At 52.0% G+C, this 16,788-nt stretch carries 16 protein-coding genes, 1 pseudogene and 1 other annotated feature; of the genes and pseudogenes, 5 read left to right on the forward strand and 12 right to left on the reverse strand.

The window, feature by feature from the left end; genetic code table 11:
- The first annotated feature begins 109 nt into the window (after positions 1-109).
- Positions 110-292, forward strand: a complete 183-nt coding sequence (locus GC56T3_RS14170) for a hypothetical protein (RefSeq protein ID WP_011230317.1) — start codon at positions 110-112, stop codon at positions 290-292.
- A gap of 88 nt (positions 293-380) precedes the next feature.
- On the opposite strand, the gene GC56T3_RS14175 is transcribed toward GC56T3_RS14170, so the two are convergent.
- From GC56T3_RS14175 to GC56T3_RS14195, 5 genes are all read right to left on the reverse strand, one after another.
- Positions 381-1,316, reverse strand: a complete 936-nt coding sequence (locus tag GC56T3_RS14175) for an ABC transporter ATP-binding protein (protein WP_013146071.1) — start codon at positions 1,314-1,316, stop codon at positions 381-383.
- The gene (locus GC56T3_RS14180) at positions 1,309-2,370 is read right to left on the reverse strand and encodes an ABC transporter ATP-binding protein (RefSeq protein WP_013146072.1); all 1,062 of its coding nucleotides are present in this window, start codon (positions 2,368-2,370) and stop codon (positions 1,309-1,311) included. Before GC56T3_RS14180 ends, GC56T3_RS14175 begins: the two co-directional genes overlap by 8 nt.
- 21 nt (positions 2,371-2,391) lie before the next feature.
- Positions 2,392-3,414 carry an oligopeptide ABC transporter permease gene (opp3C, locus tag GC56T3_RS14185; RefSeq protein ID WP_013146073.1) on the reverse strand — a complete coding sequence of 341 codons (1,023 nt, stop codon included), beginning with the start codon at positions 3,412-3,414 and terminating at the stop codon, positions 2,392-2,394.
- Positions 3,411-4,340 carry an oligopeptide ABC transporter permease gene (gene opp3b / locus GC56T3_RS14190; RefSeq protein ID WP_011230313.1) on the reverse strand — a complete coding sequence of 310 codons (930 nt, stop codon included), beginning with the start codon at positions 4,338-4,340 and terminating at the stop codon, positions 3,411-3,413. The genes opp3C and opp3b overlap by 4 nt, the downstream gene beginning before the upstream one ends.
- A gap of 120 nt (positions 4,341-4,460) precedes the next feature.
- Positions 4,461-6,113, reverse strand: coding sequence for a peptide ABC transporter substrate-binding protein (locus GC56T3_RS14195; protein ID WP_013146074.1), 1,653 nt, complete (start codon positions 6,111-6,113; stop codon positions 4,461-4,463).
- Between the two features lie 429 nt (positions 6,114-6,542).
- Between GC56T3_RS14195 and GC56T3_RS14200 the strand changes: the two genes are divergently transcribed.
- The gene (locus GC56T3_RS14200) at positions 6,543-6,917 is read left to right on the forward strand and encodes a DUF3899 domain-containing protein (RefSeq protein ID WP_013146075.1); all 375 of its coding nucleotides are present in this window, start codon (positions 6,543-6,545) and stop codon (positions 6,915-6,917) included.
- A 50-nt stretch (positions 6,918-6,967) separates the two neighbouring features.
- Positions 6,968-7,201 (forward strand) — a binding site (T-box leader).
- 49 nt (positions 7,202-7,250) lie between these two features.
- Entirely contained in the window at positions 7,251-8,237 is a 987-nt protein-coding gene (gene trpS / locus GC56T3_RS14205) for a tryptophan--tRNA ligase (RefSeq protein ID WP_013146076.1), read from the forward strand.
- A gap of 61 nt (positions 8,238-8,298) precedes the next feature.
- On the opposite strand, the gene GC56T3_RS14210 is transcribed toward trpS, so the two are convergent.
- The 5 genes and pseudogenes from GC56T3_RS14210 to GC56T3_RS14225 all read right to left on the reverse strand — a co-directional run bounded on the left by GC56T3_RS14210 (position 8,299) and on the right by GC56T3_RS14225 (position 11,976).
- On the reverse strand, positions 8,299-9,039 hold the full coding sequence (locus GC56T3_RS14210) for a YjbA family protein (protein ID WP_011230309.1): 741 nt from the start codon (positions 9,037-9,039) through the stop codon (positions 8,299-8,301).
- 85 nt (positions 9,040-9,124) lie between these two features.
- Complete coding sequence (locus GC56T3_RS14215; protein ID WP_013146077.1) at positions 9,125-9,331, reverse strand: hypothetical protein; 207 nt, start codon at positions 9,329-9,331, stop codon at positions 9,125-9,127.
- A gap of 136 nt (positions 9,332-9,467) precedes the next feature.
- Positions 9,468-9,659: pseudogene (locus tag GC56T3_RS18875) on the reverse strand (DUF2268 domain-containing putative Zn-dependent protease); the annotation flags it as partial.
- A 105-nt stretch (positions 9,660-9,764) separates the two neighbouring features.
- Positions 9,765-11,003, reverse strand: coding sequence for a beta-ketoacyl-ACP synthase II (fabF, locus tag GC56T3_RS14220; protein WP_013146078.1), 1,239 nt, complete (start codon positions 11,001-11,003; stop codon positions 9,765-9,767).
- A gap of 40 nt (positions 11,004-11,043) precedes the next feature.
- Positions 11,044-11,976 (reverse strand): beta-ketoacyl-ACP synthase III, encoded by a 933-nt coding sequence (locus tag GC56T3_RS14225; protein ID WP_013146079.1) that lies wholly within the window; start codon positions 11,974-11,976, stop codon positions 11,044-11,046.
- 258 nt (positions 11,977-12,234) lie between these two features.
- On the opposite strand from GC56T3_RS14225, the gene GC56T3_RS14230 reads away from it, so the two are divergent.
- Positions 12,235-12,486: a hypothetical protein gene (locus tag GC56T3_RS14230; RefSeq protein ID WP_013146080.1), complete on the forward strand. Its 252-nt coding sequence runs from the start codon at positions 12,235-12,237 to the stop codon at positions 12,484-12,486.
- Between the two features lie 167 nt (positions 12,487-12,653).
- Here the strand turns inward: GC56T3_RS14230 and GC56T3_RS14235 are convergent, their stop codons facing one another.
- Entirely contained in the window at positions 12,654-13,394 is a 741-nt protein-coding gene (locus GC56T3_RS14235) for an alpha/beta hydrolase (protein ID WP_021321874.1), read from the reverse strand.
- Positions 13,395-13,527: 133 nt separating this feature from the next.
- On the opposite strand from GC56T3_RS14235, the gene GC56T3_RS14240 reads away from it, so the two are divergent.
- The gene (locus GC56T3_RS14240; protein ID WP_011230302.1) at positions 13,528-13,716 is read left to right on the forward strand and encodes a YjzD family protein; all 189 of its coding nucleotides are present in this window, start codon (positions 13,528-13,530) and stop codon (positions 13,714-13,716) included.
- 459 nt (positions 13,717-14,175) lie between these two features.
- Here the strand turns inward: GC56T3_RS14240 and clpB are convergent, their stop codons facing one another.
- The gene (clpB, locus tag GC56T3_RS14245; RefSeq protein WP_013146082.1) at positions 14,176-16,770 is read right to left on the reverse strand and encodes an ATP-dependent chaperone ClpB; all 2,595 of its coding nucleotides are present in this window, start codon (positions 16,768-16,770) and stop codon (positions 14,176-14,178) included.
- Positions 16,771-16,788: the final 18 nt, after the last annotated feature.

Consider the following 16,788-nt stretch of genomic DNA (forward strand, 5'->3'; position numbering starts at 1 on the left):
GCCAAGAAAGATATAGTTTTTCGATGATAAATGCAATTTTCTTTCCTCTTCCAAAGTGAAGGCAAATCCTCTACAATCAAAGTAGAAAAGGAAAAGGGAGGAAGAACCGATGGCCGGCTATTTCATCGACTTTGCCATTGCTTCGGCATTGATCGTCGTCCTCACCGCATTGATGGGGAACATCAGCAACACGATCGGAGAGCGGATGTTCGGCCGAAACAAAAGTGGAAAGCATGTCGAGGCCTCTCGCCGCATCCAACAAGGATGGAAAGTCGTCGGGGGAAAAAAATAACGCGCCAAGACAGGCGCATAGGTGGGCGCCGCCTCTTTCACCGTTCGCATCATGCGGCGATGAAGGAGCGGCGCTCTTTTCTATTCTGCTAGGCATACATCGCCCGATACCGCTTATACTCTTCCTCCGAACAAAGCACAAAATGGCCAGGCGTAATTTCACGGAATTCAAGTTCCTCTCCATCTTTGTAGCCATGTTGCGCCGGATCGTAAACGATCCGCTTGCGCGTCCGCTCCGTTTCCGGATCAGGAAGCGGAATGGCTGACAAGAGCGCCTTCGTGTATGGGTGGATCGGATTGCGATACAGCTCTTCTGATTCAGCAAGCTCGACCATTTTCCCGAAATACATGACGCCGATCCGGTCGCTGATGTATTTGACCATCGACAAGTCATGGGCAATAAACAAGTACGTCAACCCTTTTTCACGCTGCAGGCGCTTCAGCAAATTGACGACTTGCGCCTGAATGGAAACGTCAAGCGCCGAAATCGGCTCATCGGCGATGATGAATTCCGGCTCGACGGCAAGCGCCCGGGCGATGCCGATCCGCTGGCGCTGACCGCCGGAAAACTCATGCGGGTAGCGGCTGGCATGCTCGCGGTTCAAACCAACCGTCTCAAGCAATTCATACACGCGTTGCATCCGTTCTTCTTTCGTTTTCGCCAGCCCATGGATGTCGATGCCCTCAGCGATAATATCCGCGACCGTCATCCGCGGATTCAACGACGCATACGGATCTTGGAAAATCATCTGCATTTTCCGATTTAACTCTTTCAGCTCTTTTTTTGATTTTTTGCCGTGCACATTGACCCCGTTAAACAGCACTTCCCCGTCTGTCGCCTCATACAGCCGAATGATCGTCCGCCCCGTTGTCGACTTGCCGCAACCCGACTCGCCGACAAGGCCGAACGTTTCACCTTTATAAATGTCAAAGGTGACGCCGTCGACCGCCTTTACCACCTCACCGCGGCCGGCTGGGAAGTATTGTTTTAAGTTTTTCACCTCGAGCAGCTTTTCTTTAGCCACGCGGTTTTCCTCCTTTCCGGGCGACGATGTCAGCAAACCGTTTCATCCGCTCGCGCACGATAGCCGGCGGTTCCACTTTCGGCGCCATCTCATGCAACAGCCATGTCGCCGCATAGTGCGTATCAGACACTTGGAACATCGGCGGCTCGAGCTCGTAGTCAATTTTGAGCGCATACGGATTGCGCGGCGCAAACGCATCGCCTTTTGGCGGATTTAACAAATCCGGCGGCGAACCCGGGATCGAATACAGCTCCGTATCTTTATGATCAAGGCTCGGCATCGAGGCCAGCAATCCCCACGTGTACGGATGTTTCGGATTGTAAAAAATTTCATCCACCGTGCCGATCTCCACGATTTTCCCGGCATACATCACGGCCACTCGGTCGGCCATGTTGGCGACAACCCCTAAATCATGGGTGATGAAAATAATCGACATGCCGAGCTTTTTCTGAATGTCTTTCATCAACTCCAAAATTTGCGCCTGAATCGTCACATCAAGCGCTGTCGTCGGTTCATCAGCGATCAAAATTTTCGGATTGCACGCCAAGGCGATGGCGATGACAACACGCTGGCGCATCCCGCCGGAAAATTGGTGCGGGTATTGCTTCATGCGCAACTCGGCGTTTTTAATGCCGACCAGCTGCAATAGTTCAATCGCCCGTTTGCGCGCTTCATCTTTCGACAGCTTTTGATGCTTTAAAATCGCTTCCATAATTTGTTTTCCAATCGTCATCGTCGGATTGAGCGACGTCATCGGATCTTGAAAAATCATTGAAATTTTCGCACCGCGGATCGATTGCATTTCTTTCTCCGACAGCTTGGTCAAGTCTTTTCCTTCAAATAAAATTTCCCCTTGCTTAATCCGGCTCGGCGGTGTCGGCAACAGGCGCATCAACGCTTTTGAAGTCACTGATTTCCCAGACCCTGACTCGCCGACGATCGCCAGCGTTTCTCCCTTATACAAGTCGAACGTGACGCCGCGAACCGCCTGCACTTCACCGGCGTGGATGTCAAAGGAAATATGCAAATCGTTCACCTGCAAAATTTTCTCCATCGGTTTCACCCCTTCCGTCGGTTATTTGCGCATTTTCGGGTCAAGCGCATCGCGGATTCCATCTGCCACCAAGTTGAAGCTTAAAATGAGCAAGCTGATGACAACGGCCGGAATAATCATTAAATGCGGATATGTTTGGATCGATTTGTATCCATCATTGACAAGCGAGCCAAGCGACGCTTCCGGCGGACGGATGCCAAGGCCGATAAAGCTCAAAAACGCTTCGGTGAAGATGGCCGATGGAATCGTGAACATCGTCGTAATAATGATCGGGCCGATGACGTTCGGGATCAAATGTTTGAAAATGAGCCGTGATGTCGGCGCTCCGAGCGTCCTTGCCGCCAGCACGTATTCCATGTTCTTTAATTTCAACACTTGTCCGCGCACGATCCGCGCCATCGTCGTCCAACCGGTAATGACCATCGCCAACGTGATGGAAATGATTCCAGGCTCAAAAATCAAAATGAACAAAATGACCATAATTAAATACGGGATGCCGTTTAAAATTTCGATGATCCGCTGCATCACATTGTCGACGCGGCCGCCATAGTAGCCGGAAATGCCGCCGTACGCAATCCCGATCAATAAGTCGATCAACGCCGCCAGCAAACCAATGTAAAGTGAGATGCGCGTGCCATACCACGTTCTCACCCACAAGTCGCGTCCTAAGTCATCCGTGCCAAACCAATAGTACTCTTTCACGCCGCGCTGTTTATACACATCAACGCCGTTCGCATCCCGGCCGTCAAACGGAAGCCAATGAACATGCTCGAGCACCGGGATTTTCGGCGGAAGTTTCGCATGCCGCAAGTTTTGATCTTTATACGTCCGGTCGCTCGCCATCGGGGCGATGATCGCCATGAGCGTCAAAATGATAATCATCACGAGCCCCACGATCGCTGCCTTGTTTTCCCGAAGGCGAAGCCAAGCATCCTGCCAAAACGTCAAGCTCGGACGATTGATTTTTTCCTGCTCACCGACGTTCGGCGGGGCGGGCTGAAACCATTCCGGTGAAAGTTGTTCGTATTGTTGTTTCGCCATCATTTTTTCCCTCCCGCTAACCGGATGCGTGGGTCGACAACCCCGTACAACACATCAACGATAAAGACGGCCAAAATCAACAAGGCGGAATAAAACAACGTCGTTCCCATAATAACCGGGTAATCGTTCAGTTCAATCGAACGGACAAACTGCTCTCCAAGACCAGGGACAGCAAACAGTTTCTCAATGACAAGCGTTCCCGTCATTAAATTGACGGTCATCGGTCCTAAAATGGTAATGACGGGGATAAGCGAGTTGCGGATGGCGTGCTTGATGATAACCCCCGCCTGGCTGATCCCTTTCGCCCGAGCCGTCAAAATGTAGTCAGAGCTTAACACTTCAAGCATTTCCGTGCGCATAAAGCGGGCGATGCTGGCGATGACCCCGACAGACAGCGCCAATGTCGGGAGAATCGTATATTTGAAGCCTTCCCAAAAGGCGACCGGAAGCCATTGCAGTTTCACAGCGATAAAATATTGCAAAAACCCCCCTAACACAAACGACGGGATCGAGGCGCCCAACACCGCAATGACCGTAGCGGTGTAATCTTCCCAATGATTATGTCGAATCGCCGCGACAATTCCGAGAATCAACCCAACGATCGTCCCAAAAACAATCGCCTGAAACCCGAGCTGGGCCGACGGGCCGATTCGATCGCTGATGAGCTCTGTCACTGGGCGGTTGTCATATTGGAACGATACCCCCAAGTCTCCTTTCAACAAATTCCCTAAATATTGAATGTATTGAACAGGCACGGGCTTATCCAATCCGTACTCTTTTAAAATAAGCGCCTTCTGTTCCGGCGTTAATTTCTCTTGGTTCTGAAGCGGCGAACCAGGCAACAGCTTCATTAAAAAGAACGTCAACGTAGCAATGATAAACAACGTGATGATCATATAAACGAACCGCTGAAGCGTATACCGCGCCATGACCGCACCTCCTCTGCTTTTCTATAATCTTCGTTGTTTTTCGACATTTTTCGCCTTATCAGTCAAAAGGAGAGTATATGCCTATGCATATACTCTCCTCCGCATCTCTCAAGAGAACGGTTACTCAATATACGCCCATTTCAAGCTGTAGTCGGCGCCAAACGTGTGCGTGACGAAATCTTTGACGTATTCGCGTTGCAAATACGCAGCGCCGCGTTGGTACAGCGGAGCGATCGGCATTCCTTCAAAGACGATTTTTTCTGCTTTCAGCATCGCATCCCAACGAGCTTGCTCGTCGTTGGCAAGCGTCGTTTGCGCGTCTTTGATCAGCTTGTCGTACTCAGGATTCGACCAGCCTGTTTCGTTGTGCGGGCTTGTCGACGTCCAAAGCTGCAGGAACGTCATTGGGTCTTGATAGTCCGGACCCCAGCCGGAGAACGACAAATCATATTGCATGTTGCTTTCGAGCTTCAGTTTTTGTGCAAACGGTTGTTGCTTAATGTTGATCGTCAAGCCCGGCAAGTTTTGTTCAAGCTGCGCTTTCACATACTCGCCGATTTTCTTCGCGTTGTCGGTGTCATAGTTCAGCAGTTCAAGCGTAAATTTGTCTTTGCCCAGCTCTTTTTTCGCTTGCTCCCACAGTTTTTTCGCTTCGTCCAGATTGTAATTGACCAAATCGCCATTCACATCGCGGAAGTCTTTGCCATCCGGACCGGTGACGAAGTCTTTCGGAACGGTGAACTTCGCCGGAATCGAACCGTTGTTCAAGAGCGTATCGACCATCGCTTGCGTGTCGATTGCCATCGCAATCGCTTTGCGGGCGTTGACGTTGTTCAACGGCTCATGTTTCGTGTTCATGCGCAGCCAGTAGAGCGACGGGTCCAACTTCGTATGGAAGTTTTTGTCGTTTTTATACTTATCGACGAACTCCGCCGTCAAGCCGACGCGGTCCACTTGTTTTGTTTCATACAAGTTGACGGCCGTCGCCGTGTCTTTTACGACTTTCACATTGACTTTTTCCAGCTTGACGTTGTCTTTGTCCCAGTAGTTCGGGTTTTTCGTATATACCCAACCTTGTTCGTGCTTCCACTCGCTCAACACGAACGGGCCGTTGTACAATGTTGTATTCGCTTCCAATCCATATTTGTCGCCTTGAGCTTTGACAAATTTTTCGTTTTGCGGCATAAACGTGCCAAACGCTGTCAAGCCGACGAAATACGGAACTGGGTTTTTCAGCTCGACTTTAAGGGTGTAGTCATCAAGGGCTTTGACGCCGACTTGGTCAAGCGGCACCTTGCCTGTGTTGGCTTCTTCCGCGTTTTTAATGTCGTACATAATGTACGCATATTCCGATTTCGTCTTCGGATCAAGCACGCGCTTCCAAGCGAATTCGAAATCGTGCGCCGTCACCGGATCGCCGTTGGACCATTTGGCATCTTTGCGGAGCTTGAATGTATACGTTTTGCCGTCTTGGCTCACTTCATAGCTTTCCGCGATCCCTGGCACCGGCTTGTTGTCTTTGCCTAAACGGTACAGACCTTCCATGACGTTGTTCAAGACGATAAACGATACTTGGTCGGTGGCGAGCGCCGAATCAAGCGACGGGATCTCTTGGCTTTCAAGCAAGTTCAGCACCTGCTCCTTCTTCTCCGCCGGCTTTTCGCCGCCCTGGCCGCCTTGGGCGTTGTTGTTGTCCTTGCCCCCGCCGCACGCCGCTAAAAACGTCGACAGCGCGAGAAGCAGAACGAGGAATAAAGAGAATCGCTTCTTCACTAAAAAACCCCCCTTAAAGTTTATGTAGTGTATTACAAATCTTCTGAACCATTTGATTTCAGAAGATTGTACTTACATCGCTTATTATATCCTGTGTTAGTATATTTGAAAAGGATTTTTTTATTTTCTTAAATAAAAAAATTTCAAACTACTTATTACAAACGGGATGAGGATCGGATTGCATTTACACCTGCATTGTAACGACTTTTGCCACAATTGTAAACAAAAAATTTCTGCCTACAGAAAAAAGAAAACGCTTACAATATAATTTTTTTGCCCTTCCTCTCAGCTTCGAAGCAAATCTCTCCTGAACTTCCATGTTTCTTCTATATTTTTCAATATAATTTTGTTAATAATTTTGACAATCTTCCCGCCCATATGATTTATGATAAAATAAGCAGTGAGAAGGGAAAGGCGGGAACAGACGATATGAAACAAACGGCTGTGCGGATTGGATGGCTCGTCGCCGCGATGCTGGCGGTGAGCGCACTCATCGTAATAGGGCAAGGAGCATGGACCACGGTGGCCTTTATTAACGTTTCGTTTTTGCTCTCCCTTTTGCCTCTGTCGCTTGGCGGGCTTTTGTTTGTTTATGAACGCGGGTTTTTCAGCGGATTCGCATACGGGTTTCGCCGATTGCGCAGGAATCGAACGAAGGTGGAGCGGTATCTTGAGGAAGCGGCAGCAGAACATGAATCGGATGAGCTGCTCGGTCCGCGGCGTTTCGCCATCACGTATCCGCTTCTCTTTTCTGGTCTGCTTCTGTTTCTGGCGATGATTGCCGCCGGATATGCCGTGCAATAAGGTTGCAACAGCTGAATGTTTTCCGTATAATATAAGGCAAATCTAGGATCAACCGAGCGATGAGAAAGAAGAGTACATATTGGCGATGCCTTCAGAGAGCTTGTGGACGGTGCGAACAAGCGGCTAGCCATATGGAATGGGCTTTCGAGCTTCCCGCCGAACCGGCGACGCAGTAGGCGAGGACGTTTCCCCGCGTTACAGGGACCATGCGCTAAGCATGGGCTGAGCGATTGCGCTTGTCGGCGCAATAAGTAGGGTGGCACCGCGGTCCTACCGTCCCTATCAGAGGGCTGGCAGGGCCTTTTTTATTTTTGCTTGAGGGAGTGAAGATCGATGAAAACCATTTTTTCCGGCATTCAGCCAAGCGGCGTCATCACCCTTGGCAACTACATCGGGGCGCTGCGGCAGTTTGTCGAGCTGCAGCATGAATACAACTGCTATTTTTGCATCGTTGACCAACACGCCATTACGGTTTGGCAAGACCCACACGAACTGCGGCAAAACATCCGCCGCCTCGCCGCTTTGTATTTAGCAGTCGGCATCGACCCGACGCAAGCGACGTTGTTCATCCAGTCAGAAGTGCCGGCGCACGCTCAAGCCGCTTGGATGCTGCAGTGCATCGTTTATATCGGCGAACTTGAGCGGATGACGCAATTTAAAGAAAAATCGGCCGGCAAAGAGGCGGTCAGCGCCGGACTGCTCACGTACCCGCCGCTGATGGCCGCTGACATTTTGCTTTATAACACCGACATCGTCCCGGTCGGCGATGATCAAAAGCAGCATATCGAATTGACGCGGGATCTGGCCGAGCGCTTCAACAAACGGTATGGCGAGCTGTTCACGATCCCTGAGGCGCGCATTCCGAAAGTCGGCGCCCGCATCATGTCGCTTGTCGACCCGACGAAAAAAATGAGCAAATCCGACCCCAACCCGAAAGCGTACATCACACTGCTTGACGATGCGAAAACGATCGAGAAGAAGATCAAAAGCGCGGTCACCGACTCGGAAGGAACGATTCGCTACGACAAAGAAGCGAAGCCAGGCATTTCGAACTTGCTCAATATTTATTCGACGCTATCCGGTCAATCGATCGAGGAGTTGGAGCGGCAATACGAAGGAAAAGGATACGGCGTCTTCAAAGCCGACCTCGCTCAAGTCGTCATCGAAACGCTTCGACCGATTCAAGAGCGGTATCACCATTGGATGGAAAGCGAGGAGCTTGACCGCGTGTTGGATGAAGGGGCGGAAAAAGCAAATCGGGTTGCATCGGAAATGGTGCGCAAAATGGAGCAAGCCATGGGGCTCGGGCGGCGGCGGTAAATAGCCGCGTCCAGCGAAGCCATACAAAAACGGGCAGGCGCCTATCGCCTTGACCCGTTTTTTAATTGACTTTTGGTTCTTGCTCCATTTCCCACAGTTTTTCGAAAAATGGCTGCCCTTTGATCAAGTTTTCGCACAGCTGCTCATGCCGTTCAGACCACCCGTATTTCGTCTCGTTATACAATTGTTCCCACGCTTCATCAAAAGACATTTTTTGAATAGCGGCGTATTTTTCCGGCGCCCATTCCGTATACCAATAGCGCATCTGGGCAGTATTTTTTGTCGAATAAAGCTGGTCAAGCGCCATAAACAACAGCTGTTTCAACTGCCGCTCTTTGCGCGTGAGTCCGCACATCAGTTCCGGAGCCGGCGATAAAATGTGGTATTCTTTTTCATACCTCGGCAGCGGATAGTCCCGTTCCTCCGCTTCGGCCGCCATTTCGTAGACGAGTTGTTCCTGACGCGGAATGAGACGGCTTTTGCGAATCGGGATTTGATAACCGATTGTATCGACAGCCAAAACGCCGGCGCCGTCCGTGACAACGAAACAATAGTCCAGCTGAATGCGTTCATGGTTTTTGCGGACATACGCCTTCTGATGCACATCGTCTAGCAGCGGTTTTGGAAGATCGGACAAGCTGTTTTCAATGTAATGAAACAGGGCCGGGGATACTTTTAACAGCGGCACTTGGTCGAGCAGCTCGATTTGATCGTCCTTGCGCCATTCATGGAAATGGCAGACGTTGTATCCGTTCTCTTCTCCTTCAAACCAGTTGACCCAAATGTCGTGCAGATAAAGCATGCGAGACCCCTCACTTCCAGACGTGTTTGTCCATCAGTATAGGCAGAGGGGGAGAATTTTATTCCATTTCGTCCTCTTTTCCCCTCTAGGGGCTGCGGCTTGGAAACGTCAAGCTCCCCCACATCAAAAGAAGGCCAATAGGGAATAAATAACATTCCACCCTTGTCGAAATATAAGATAAGTATTCGCTAAAACCGCGCTCTGGAGTGATGATGTTCAAATAGGTGATCACCATCATGCCGCCGACGACCGAAAAACCGAAACCGACCAAATAAAAAAACAGGCGGATCACCGGGCTTTCCCTTCCTTCTTGTCCACGTCCTTGTTCTACATATATGTCGGCGCCATGGACAACATGCCTGTTTGCGCCCGATGTCCCTAAGATTCTTGTGATAACCGGACAGCGGCGGTCGCCATGCGGTTTCGAGCTAAGACGCTCCCTGTTCGCCTGAAAAGCCCGCCAACTCCGCGATGTCTTTCGCTTCCATCGTCATCAATTGGGCGAGCGAATATCCTCTTTCTAGGCAACGGCGGACGATGGCATACCCAACGGCATAGCCCCCCATTTTCGGATGCCATCCAAGTCCGTACAAAATGCGGGAAGTATTATGTCGGCAGGGAAAAGACGGTGAAACAAAACAAAAAAGAGAGCCTGACGCTGAACCGAACCCGCCGTTAGTCACGCGTTTTCAGCTCTGCTCAACCAAGGCTCTCCTTTTCATCCATTACACATATTTTTTAAAAATCAATGTCGCATTATGGCCGCCAAATCCAAATGAGTTGCTTAAGACCGCACGCACGTCTTGCTTGCGCGCTTCATTCGGCACATAGTCAAGGTCGCATTCCGGATCCGGTGTTTCGTAGTTGATCGTCGGCGGAATGATGCCGTCGCGGATCGCCAGCACGGAGAAAATCGCTTCCACCGCGCCGGTCGCTCCGAGCAAATGCCCGGTCATCGACTTCGTCGAGCTGACGGCGAGCTTATATGCATGATCGCCGAATACTTCTTTGATCGCCGCCGTCTCATACTTATCATTGTACTCGGTGCTCGTGCCGTGGGCGTTGATGTAATCGATCTCCTCCGGCTTCAGGCCAGCGTCATGAAGCGCTTGGCGCATCGCCCGCACGCCGCCTTCGCCGCCCGGAGCCGGCGCGGTGATATGGTACGCATCGGCGGTCGCACCGTAACCGACAATTTCGGCGTAAATCTTCGCGCCGCGGCGCAACGCGTGCTCCAATTCCTCAAGAACAACGATGCCTGCTCCCTCACCCATGACGAAACCGTCGCGGTTTTTGTCAAATGGGCGGCTCGCCGTTTTTGGATCTGGATTGGTTGAAAGAGCCGTATTGGCGCAAAAACCGGCGAACGACATTTTCGTAATCGGCGCTTCCGTCCCGCCGGTGATCATGACATCGGCGTCGCCGCGCTGAATGACTTTAAACGCATCACCGATCGAGTTCGCCCCGGTCGCGCAAGCGGTCACCGTGCACGAATTGATCCCTTTCGCTCCGAGGATGATCGATACTTGCCCAGCGGCCATATCCGGGATCATCATTGGCACGAAAAACGGGCTCACTCGGCGATAACCGCGCTGCTGGAAAATCTCAAACTGCTGTTCAAACGTCTCCATGCCGCCGATGCCAGAACCAATCCAAACACCGACCCGTTCAGCGTTGCTTTCATTAATGTCGAGATTGGCATCTTTGACCGCCATGAGCGCCGCAGCGACGGCGAATTGGGTAAATCGGTCCATCTTCCGCGCCTCGCGGCGGTCGATAAACAGCGATGGATCGAAGTCTTTCACTTCCGCCGCCACTTTCGCCGGAAAGTCGTCCGGATTGACGCGGGTGACAATGTCGATGCCGGACTGGCCGGCGATAATGTTTTTCCACGTCGTTTCTGCGTCATTCCCAAGCGGGGTGACGGCGCCTATGCCTGTCACGACGACTCGTCTTTTTTCCATCGTTTCCGTCTCTCCTTTTATTTCGATAATATACGTGCCGTTAACGGCCCCAGCGCAAAGCGATCGCGCCCCACGTCAGCCCGCCGCCGAATCCGACCATAATGATGAGATCATCGTCATGGATTTTGCCCGCTTCCAACTCTTCTACAAGCGAAATCGGAATGGATGCGGCCGACGTGTTGCCATATCGACGGATGGTTGTCGATATTTTCTCTTCTGGCAGCTCGAGCCGCTGTCTGGCCGCTTCGACGATGCGAATGTTCGCTTGATGCGGAATGAGAAAGTCGACATCGTCTTTCGTGAGCCCGGCTTTTTCAAGCACACGCACGCTTGATTCTCCCATTTGCCGGACGGCGAACTTGAATACTTCACGGCCGTTCATGACGATATATTCGTCTTTGTATAAATGTTTTCCTCCTGTTCCGTCAGCTCCCAACTCGAAAGATAAAATCCCGCGCCCGGGCGACACCGGACCCATGACGACCGCTCCGGCGCCGTCGCCGAACAGCACCGCCGTGTTGCGGTCGGTCCAATCGGTGATTTTCGATAGTTTGTCTGCCCCCACTACTAATATATACTTGTAGGCGCCTGTGTCAATAAATTGGGCGGCCGTGACCATCCCGTACATAAACCCCGCGCAGGCAGCGCTAATATCAAGCGCAGCGGCGTTGACGGCGCCAAGCCGCTCTTGCAGCATGCAAGCGACCGACGGAAACGGACGGTCCGGGGTGACGGTGGCCACTAAAATGAGATCAATATCCTTCGCCTCCATGTCAGCGTCTTGAAGCGCCCTTTCTGCGGCAAAATACGCCATATTGGACGTATCGATGTCATCCGGAGCGATGCGGCGCTCCTCGATCCCGGTGCGCGTCCGGATCCATTCATCCGATGTATCCATCATTTTTTCCAAATCAAAGTTGGTCAACACTTTTTCCGGCACATAGCGGCCGACCCCGATAATTCCTGCTCCCATATCATTCATCTCCTCTTTCTTTCCCAAAATGGCAAAAAAACGCTCACGCTGACAACCAAACTTGAATGTACAATCAGTCTACATCACCAATTATTATTACTTGGTACTAATTTTAGCCGAAAGAGCGTGGATGCGCAATAGAAAACGAAAGTTGAACCAGCGCTTTCCGTTCCCCTAAGGCATTTGTCCAAACCGCTTTTTCCTTTCTGCCATACAATACAAATACGAGCAACCATCGCATGAAAGGGAGGATCGCCCATGGCCAACGGCGAAGCACAAGAACAACATCACGAACGGCAAGACCGTTTTTTCCGCCTAATGTTCGGATCTTTTCCTTCTCGCGCAACCGGCGAGCGCGAAGATCAAGGGAGCGGGGCAGAACCGCCTTTACTGCCGAACATCGATTTCATGAAGCTGTTTGAAAACGTCAATACGCTAGCCGACTCATTGCAACAATTAAAACCGCTCGTGAAAAAGATCACCTCGCTCGTCGACTTATTGAAAAAATAGCAGGGGCTGGTCCAAAAGAGCGGCAATGCCCCTATCTGAGGCAACACGGAAAAATAGACCACCTCAAAAATCCGGTAAAACCAAGGGTTTCAGAGGTGGTCTCTTTCACATACTTCGATTAAATTTCATCAAAAAGGAACTTTTGAGTCAGCTCCTGCCCTTGTCATTTACGGGAGTTCATTGTATTGGCAGAAAAATTGCCCGATTTGCCGAGCCAGTTGGCGCCGTTTCTCCGGCAGCTCGTAAACGACGCGCACCCGGTTGTTTGTCGTTTTCATCCATTGTTCATATTTACGGCTATGCAAGGCGGATGGATACGGGCTCACTCCGGCCAGCTGCCAAATCGTCACCGGAACGTCATGAGGACTGAGAAAGAGGGACGGAACAGCCTCGAGCACCTCCTCTTCTTTCAAGCCATAGGCAGTCGCGATTTCCCTCACCATCCGCCGGTACACGAATGGATGTTCCTGTTCATAGTCAAGCTGGGCGCGTACGTCAAGGCAAGGGTTGATCATGGCGACGGCGCGGATTTGACTTGGCATGGCGCCAAGCAGTTGCAAGGCAACGAGCGCGCCCATTCCTTCGGCAACGATATAGATGCGCTGGTTCACAATTTCGCTTTTCAACACCGAGTAAATGAGTTGGCGCGCCAGCCGGACCGCTTTCGGACTTCCCCAATGCCGGCCGTACAAATGGGACGAAAAGACCGTATACCCACGTTCCAACCAATCTTCCAGCCATTGGCGCCGCCCCGGATGCTCGAGCCAAAAACTCGTCTGTTCGTTCACAAAATGGTCGCCGTCGCCCATTAAAAAAAGGGCAAACCCATTTGGGCGCTCCGGCACGTGAACGATGCACCATTGCTCATCGAGTTGAAAAAACCGCCGTTGTCCTGCCATCGTTTCCATTCACCCTTGTTTGGCAATGCATAATGGTACAGTATACGATATGCGCGGCCAAAAAAAACGTCCGGGTATATGCCTACGCGACAAATTGTGATAAGATAAGAAAAGGAATGACGAGAAGATGGGAGGAACAAAGATGCGCTTGTTTTGGACGTTTTTTTGGACGTTTTTGCTCGTGCAAATGGCAACGTACGTCATGGGCTCGATGCAAGGGATCGGCTATAACTTCGCAACCGGTGCTTTGCTTGGCGTCATCGTGACGATCTTAGTCTTCGTGATTGCAGCCCTGATTCCGGACGAGCCGGCCGGGGATCACCATCATTGATCATTCGCTTCATAAGACAACGCCTTGGGGTGAAAGTCCCAAGGCGTTGTTTTTTGTCATCTTTAACCGAGAATCCTCCCACTTCAACACCTATATATAGATGCAATTTGAAGCTTTAACATTTGTAGCTTTTACCGAGCATTTGATCGACTGTCGGGCGACCGAACAACGCCGCTTTCAGACCCATGTATGGGTCTGTGAAGCGGGTGGTTGTTCGGGTCTTCCGTCACGCCTTGGCGTGACGGAGGCAAGCCTGTGGCTTGCCTTCGACAGTCGAAAAATGGACAAGCGACTTTTCCATCAAGGATATGTTAAACTTTTTCGTTGCATCTATATAGGTGTAAGTGGAGGAGCATTCCATCCCTATTGATCCAGACTTGTGTTTTCCGTCCATGCTCAAACAATGCGACCAACCCCGGCAGACAGGAAGCACGTCTCTCCGCGTCGGCGGCGCCCCCTTCAGCTCGTTTGCGCCGACGGACGAATGACGATCTGCCCGTTGTCAACATCGACCGTGACGGTGCTGTAATCTTTCACCCGCCCAGCGATCAGCTCTTTCGCAAGCGGCGTTTCGATTTGCTTTTGCATAAACCGTTTGAGCGGGCGGGCGCCGTATACTGGGTCGAAGCCCGCTTCGGCGATGTATTGCTTCGCCGCTTCGGTCAGCACGAGTTCGATATGCCGATCGGCCAAACGGGCCGACAGCTCGCGGGCGAACTTTTCGACGATGCCTTTCACTTCATTCATCGACAATGGCTTAAACAAGACGATATCGTCGATCCGGTTTAAAAATTCTGGGCGGAAATGGGCGCGCAGTTGGTCAAACACTTGTTTGCGCGTTTCTTCATCGATGTCGCCCTGTTTGTTTTCCAACAACAGCGGCGATCCGATGTTCGATGTCATAATGACGACCGTGTTTTTAAAGTCGACCGTCCGCCCTTGCGAATCGGTGAGCCGTCCGTCATCCAGCAGCTGCAGCAGGATGTTGAACACTTCCGGATGAGCTTTTTCGATTTCATCGAACAACAGAACGGAATACGGCTTGCGCCGCACTGCCTCGGTCAGCTGGCCGCCTTCCTCATAGCCGACATAGCCGGGCGGCGCTCCGATCAAGCGGGAGACGGCGTGTTTTTCCATATACTCGGACATGTCAAGACGGATGAGCTGCTCCTCACTGTCAAACAGCGCCTCGGCGAGCGCTTTGGCCAGTTCCGTTTTGCCGACGCCGGTCGGTCCGAGGAACAAAAACGATCCGATCGGGCGGTTCGGGTCTTTCATGCCGGCCCGCGCCCGCAAGACGGCGTCAGCGACAAGCTCGACCGCTTCGTCTTGACCGATGACCCGTCTATGCAGCAATTCATGAAGGCGAAGCAGCTTCTCTCTCTCTCCCTCGACGAGGCGGGTGAGCGGAATGCCCGTCCAGCGTGACACGATTTCGGCAATCTCTTCTTCCGTCACTTCCTCGCGCAGCAATTTCCCTTCACTTTGCTCACTGATTTCTTGCTCGAGCTGTTTGAGTTGCTTTTCCAACTGCGGAATGCGGCCATGGCGAAGCTCCGCCGCCTTGTTTAAATCATACTCGTTTTCCGCCTCTTCCAGTTCGCGTTTTGCCCGCTCGAGCGCCTCGCGCAAACGGCGGACGCGGTCAAGCGCCTCTTTTTCTTTTTGCCATTGCGCTTTCATGGCGTTCGCCTTTTCACGCAAATCGGCAAGTTCTTTTTGCAATGCCGCAAGCCGCTCGCGGCTCGCTTCATCCGTTTCTTTGCTTAAGGCCGCCTCTTCAATTTCAAGCTGCATGACGCGGCGCATCACTTCGTCCAGCTCCGACGGCATCGATTCCATTTCCGTCCGGATCGTCGCGCACGCTTCATCGACTAAATCGATCGCTTTGTCAGGCAAAAAGCGGTCAGAGATGTAACGGTCGGACAAAACGGCGGCCGCGACGAGCGCGCGATCGTGGATTTTCACTCCATGGTGCACTTCATACCGTTCTTTCAATCCGCGCAAAATCGAAATCGTGTCCTCGACACTCGGCTCTTGGACAAGCACTTGTTGGAAGCGGCGCTCGAGCGCCGGGTCTTTTTCGATGTATTGCCGGTACTCATCAAGCGTCGTTGCCCCGATGCAACGCAGCTCGCCGCGGGCAAGCATCGGCTTGAGCATATTGCCGGCGTCAATCGCCCCTTCCGCTCTGCCGGCGCCGACGATTGTATGCAGTTCGTCAATAAATAAAATGATGCGGCCGTCGCTTTTTTTGATTTCATTGAGCACCGCTTTCAGCCGTTCTTCAAATTCACCGCGAAACTTTGCTCCGGCGACGAGCGCGCTCATATCAAGAGCGAAAATCGTTTTGTCTTTCAGCCCTTCCGGGACGTCTTTGCGCACGATGCGTTGAGCGAGCCCTTCGACAATAGCGGTCTTCCCGACGCCCGGCTCGCCGATCAACACCGGGTTGTTTTTCGTCTTCCGCGACAAAATGCGGATGATGCGGCGAATTTCACTGTCGCGGCCGATGACCGGGTCGATTTTTCCCGCTTTCGCTTCCGCGACAAGGTCGCGCCCGTATTTTGCCAACGCTTCATAGGTTGCTTCCGGATGTGGACTCGTCACGCGTTGATTCCCCCTTACTTTTCTCACTGCCGCTAATAGTGCTTCCTTCGTCAGTCCAAACGACGCCAGCTGCCGAGCGACCGGCTCGGCGCCATGAGGCAACGCGAGCAGCACATGTTCGACCGATATGTACTCGTCTTGCATTCGCTTCGCTTCGTTTTCCGCCTCCTCAAGCAGCCGCGCTAAGGCGGGCGCAACATACAGCTGCTCGTCCGCCCCATGCACTTCAGGCTTTTGGCGAAGCTGGCTGCGAAGCCAGTCCGCAACCTTTTCCTTGTCGGCGCCGGAAAGCTCCACGAGCCGCGGCGCCAGGCCGCCTTCTTGTTCGAGCAGCGCAATCAGGAGATGCTCGACATCAAGCTGTTGATGATGTCGTTCTTTGGCGAGCGACTGCGCCGCCATCAGCGCCTCTTGCAGTTTTTCCGTCAAACGGCTTGCGTCCATGCCGTTCCCTCCATTTGA

Source organism: Geobacillus sp. C56-T3, assembly GCF_000092445.1.
In the GTDB taxonomy this organism is placed as follows: Bacteria; Bacillota; Bacilli; order Bacillales; family Anoxybacillaceae; genus Geobacillus; species Geobacillus thermoleovorans.

What these genes read in the sequence shown, in the direction of transcription:
- GC56T3_RS14170 (WP_011230317.1), top strand. Translation starts at nt 110, where the DNA reads ATGGCCGGCTATTTCATCGACTTTGCCATTGCTTCGGCATTGATCGTC.
- GC56T3_RS14180 (WP_013146072.1), bottom strand. Translation starts at nt 2,370, where the DNA reads ATGGAGAAAATTTTGCAGGTGAACGATTTGCATATTTCCTTTGACATC.
- opp3C (WP_013146073.1), bottom strand. Translation starts at nt 3,414, where the DNA reads ATGATGGCGAAACAACAATACGAACAACTTTCACCGGAATGGTTTCAG.
- opp3b (WP_011230313.1), bottom strand. Translation starts at nt 4,340, where the DNA reads ATGGCGCGGTATACGCTTCAGCGGTTCGTTTATATGATCATCACGTTG.
- GC56T3_RS14200 (WP_013146075.1), top strand. Translation starts at nt 6,543, where the DNA reads ATGAAACAAACGGCTGTGCGGATTGGATGGCTCGTCGCCGCGATGCTG.
- trpS (WP_013146076.1), top strand. Translation starts at nt 7,251, where the DNA reads ATGAAAACCATTTTTTCCGGCATTCAGCCAAGCGGCGTCATCACCCTT.
- GC56T3_RS14210 (WP_011230309.1), bottom strand. Translation starts at nt 9,039, where the DNA reads ATGCTTTATCTGCACGACATTTGGGTCAACTGGTTTGAAGGAGAAGAG.
- fabF (WP_013146078.1), bottom strand. Translation starts at nt 11,003, where the DNA reads ATGGAAAAAAGACGAGTCGTCGTGACAGGCATAGGCGCCGTCACCCCG.
- GC56T3_RS14225 (WP_013146079.1), bottom strand. Translation starts at nt 11,976, where the DNA reads ATGGGAGCAGGAATTATCGGGGTCGGCCGCTATGTGCCGGAAAAAGTG.
- GC56T3_RS14230 (WP_013146080.1), top strand. Translation starts at nt 12,235, where the DNA reads ATGGCCAACGGCGAAGCACAAGAACAACATCACGAACGGCAAGACCGT.
- GC56T3_RS14235 (WP_021321874.1), bottom strand. Translation starts at nt 13,394, where the DNA reads ATGGAAACGATGGCAGGACAACGGCGGTTTTTTCAACTCGATGAGCAA.
- GC56T3_RS14240 (WP_011230302.1), top strand. Translation starts at nt 13,528, where the DNA reads ATGCGCTTGTTTTGGACGTTTTTTTGGACGTTTTTGCTCGTGCAAATG.
- clpB (WP_013146082.1), bottom strand. Translation starts at nt 16,770, where the DNA reads ATGGACGCAAGCCGTTTGACGGAAAAACTGCAAGAGGCGCTGATGGCG.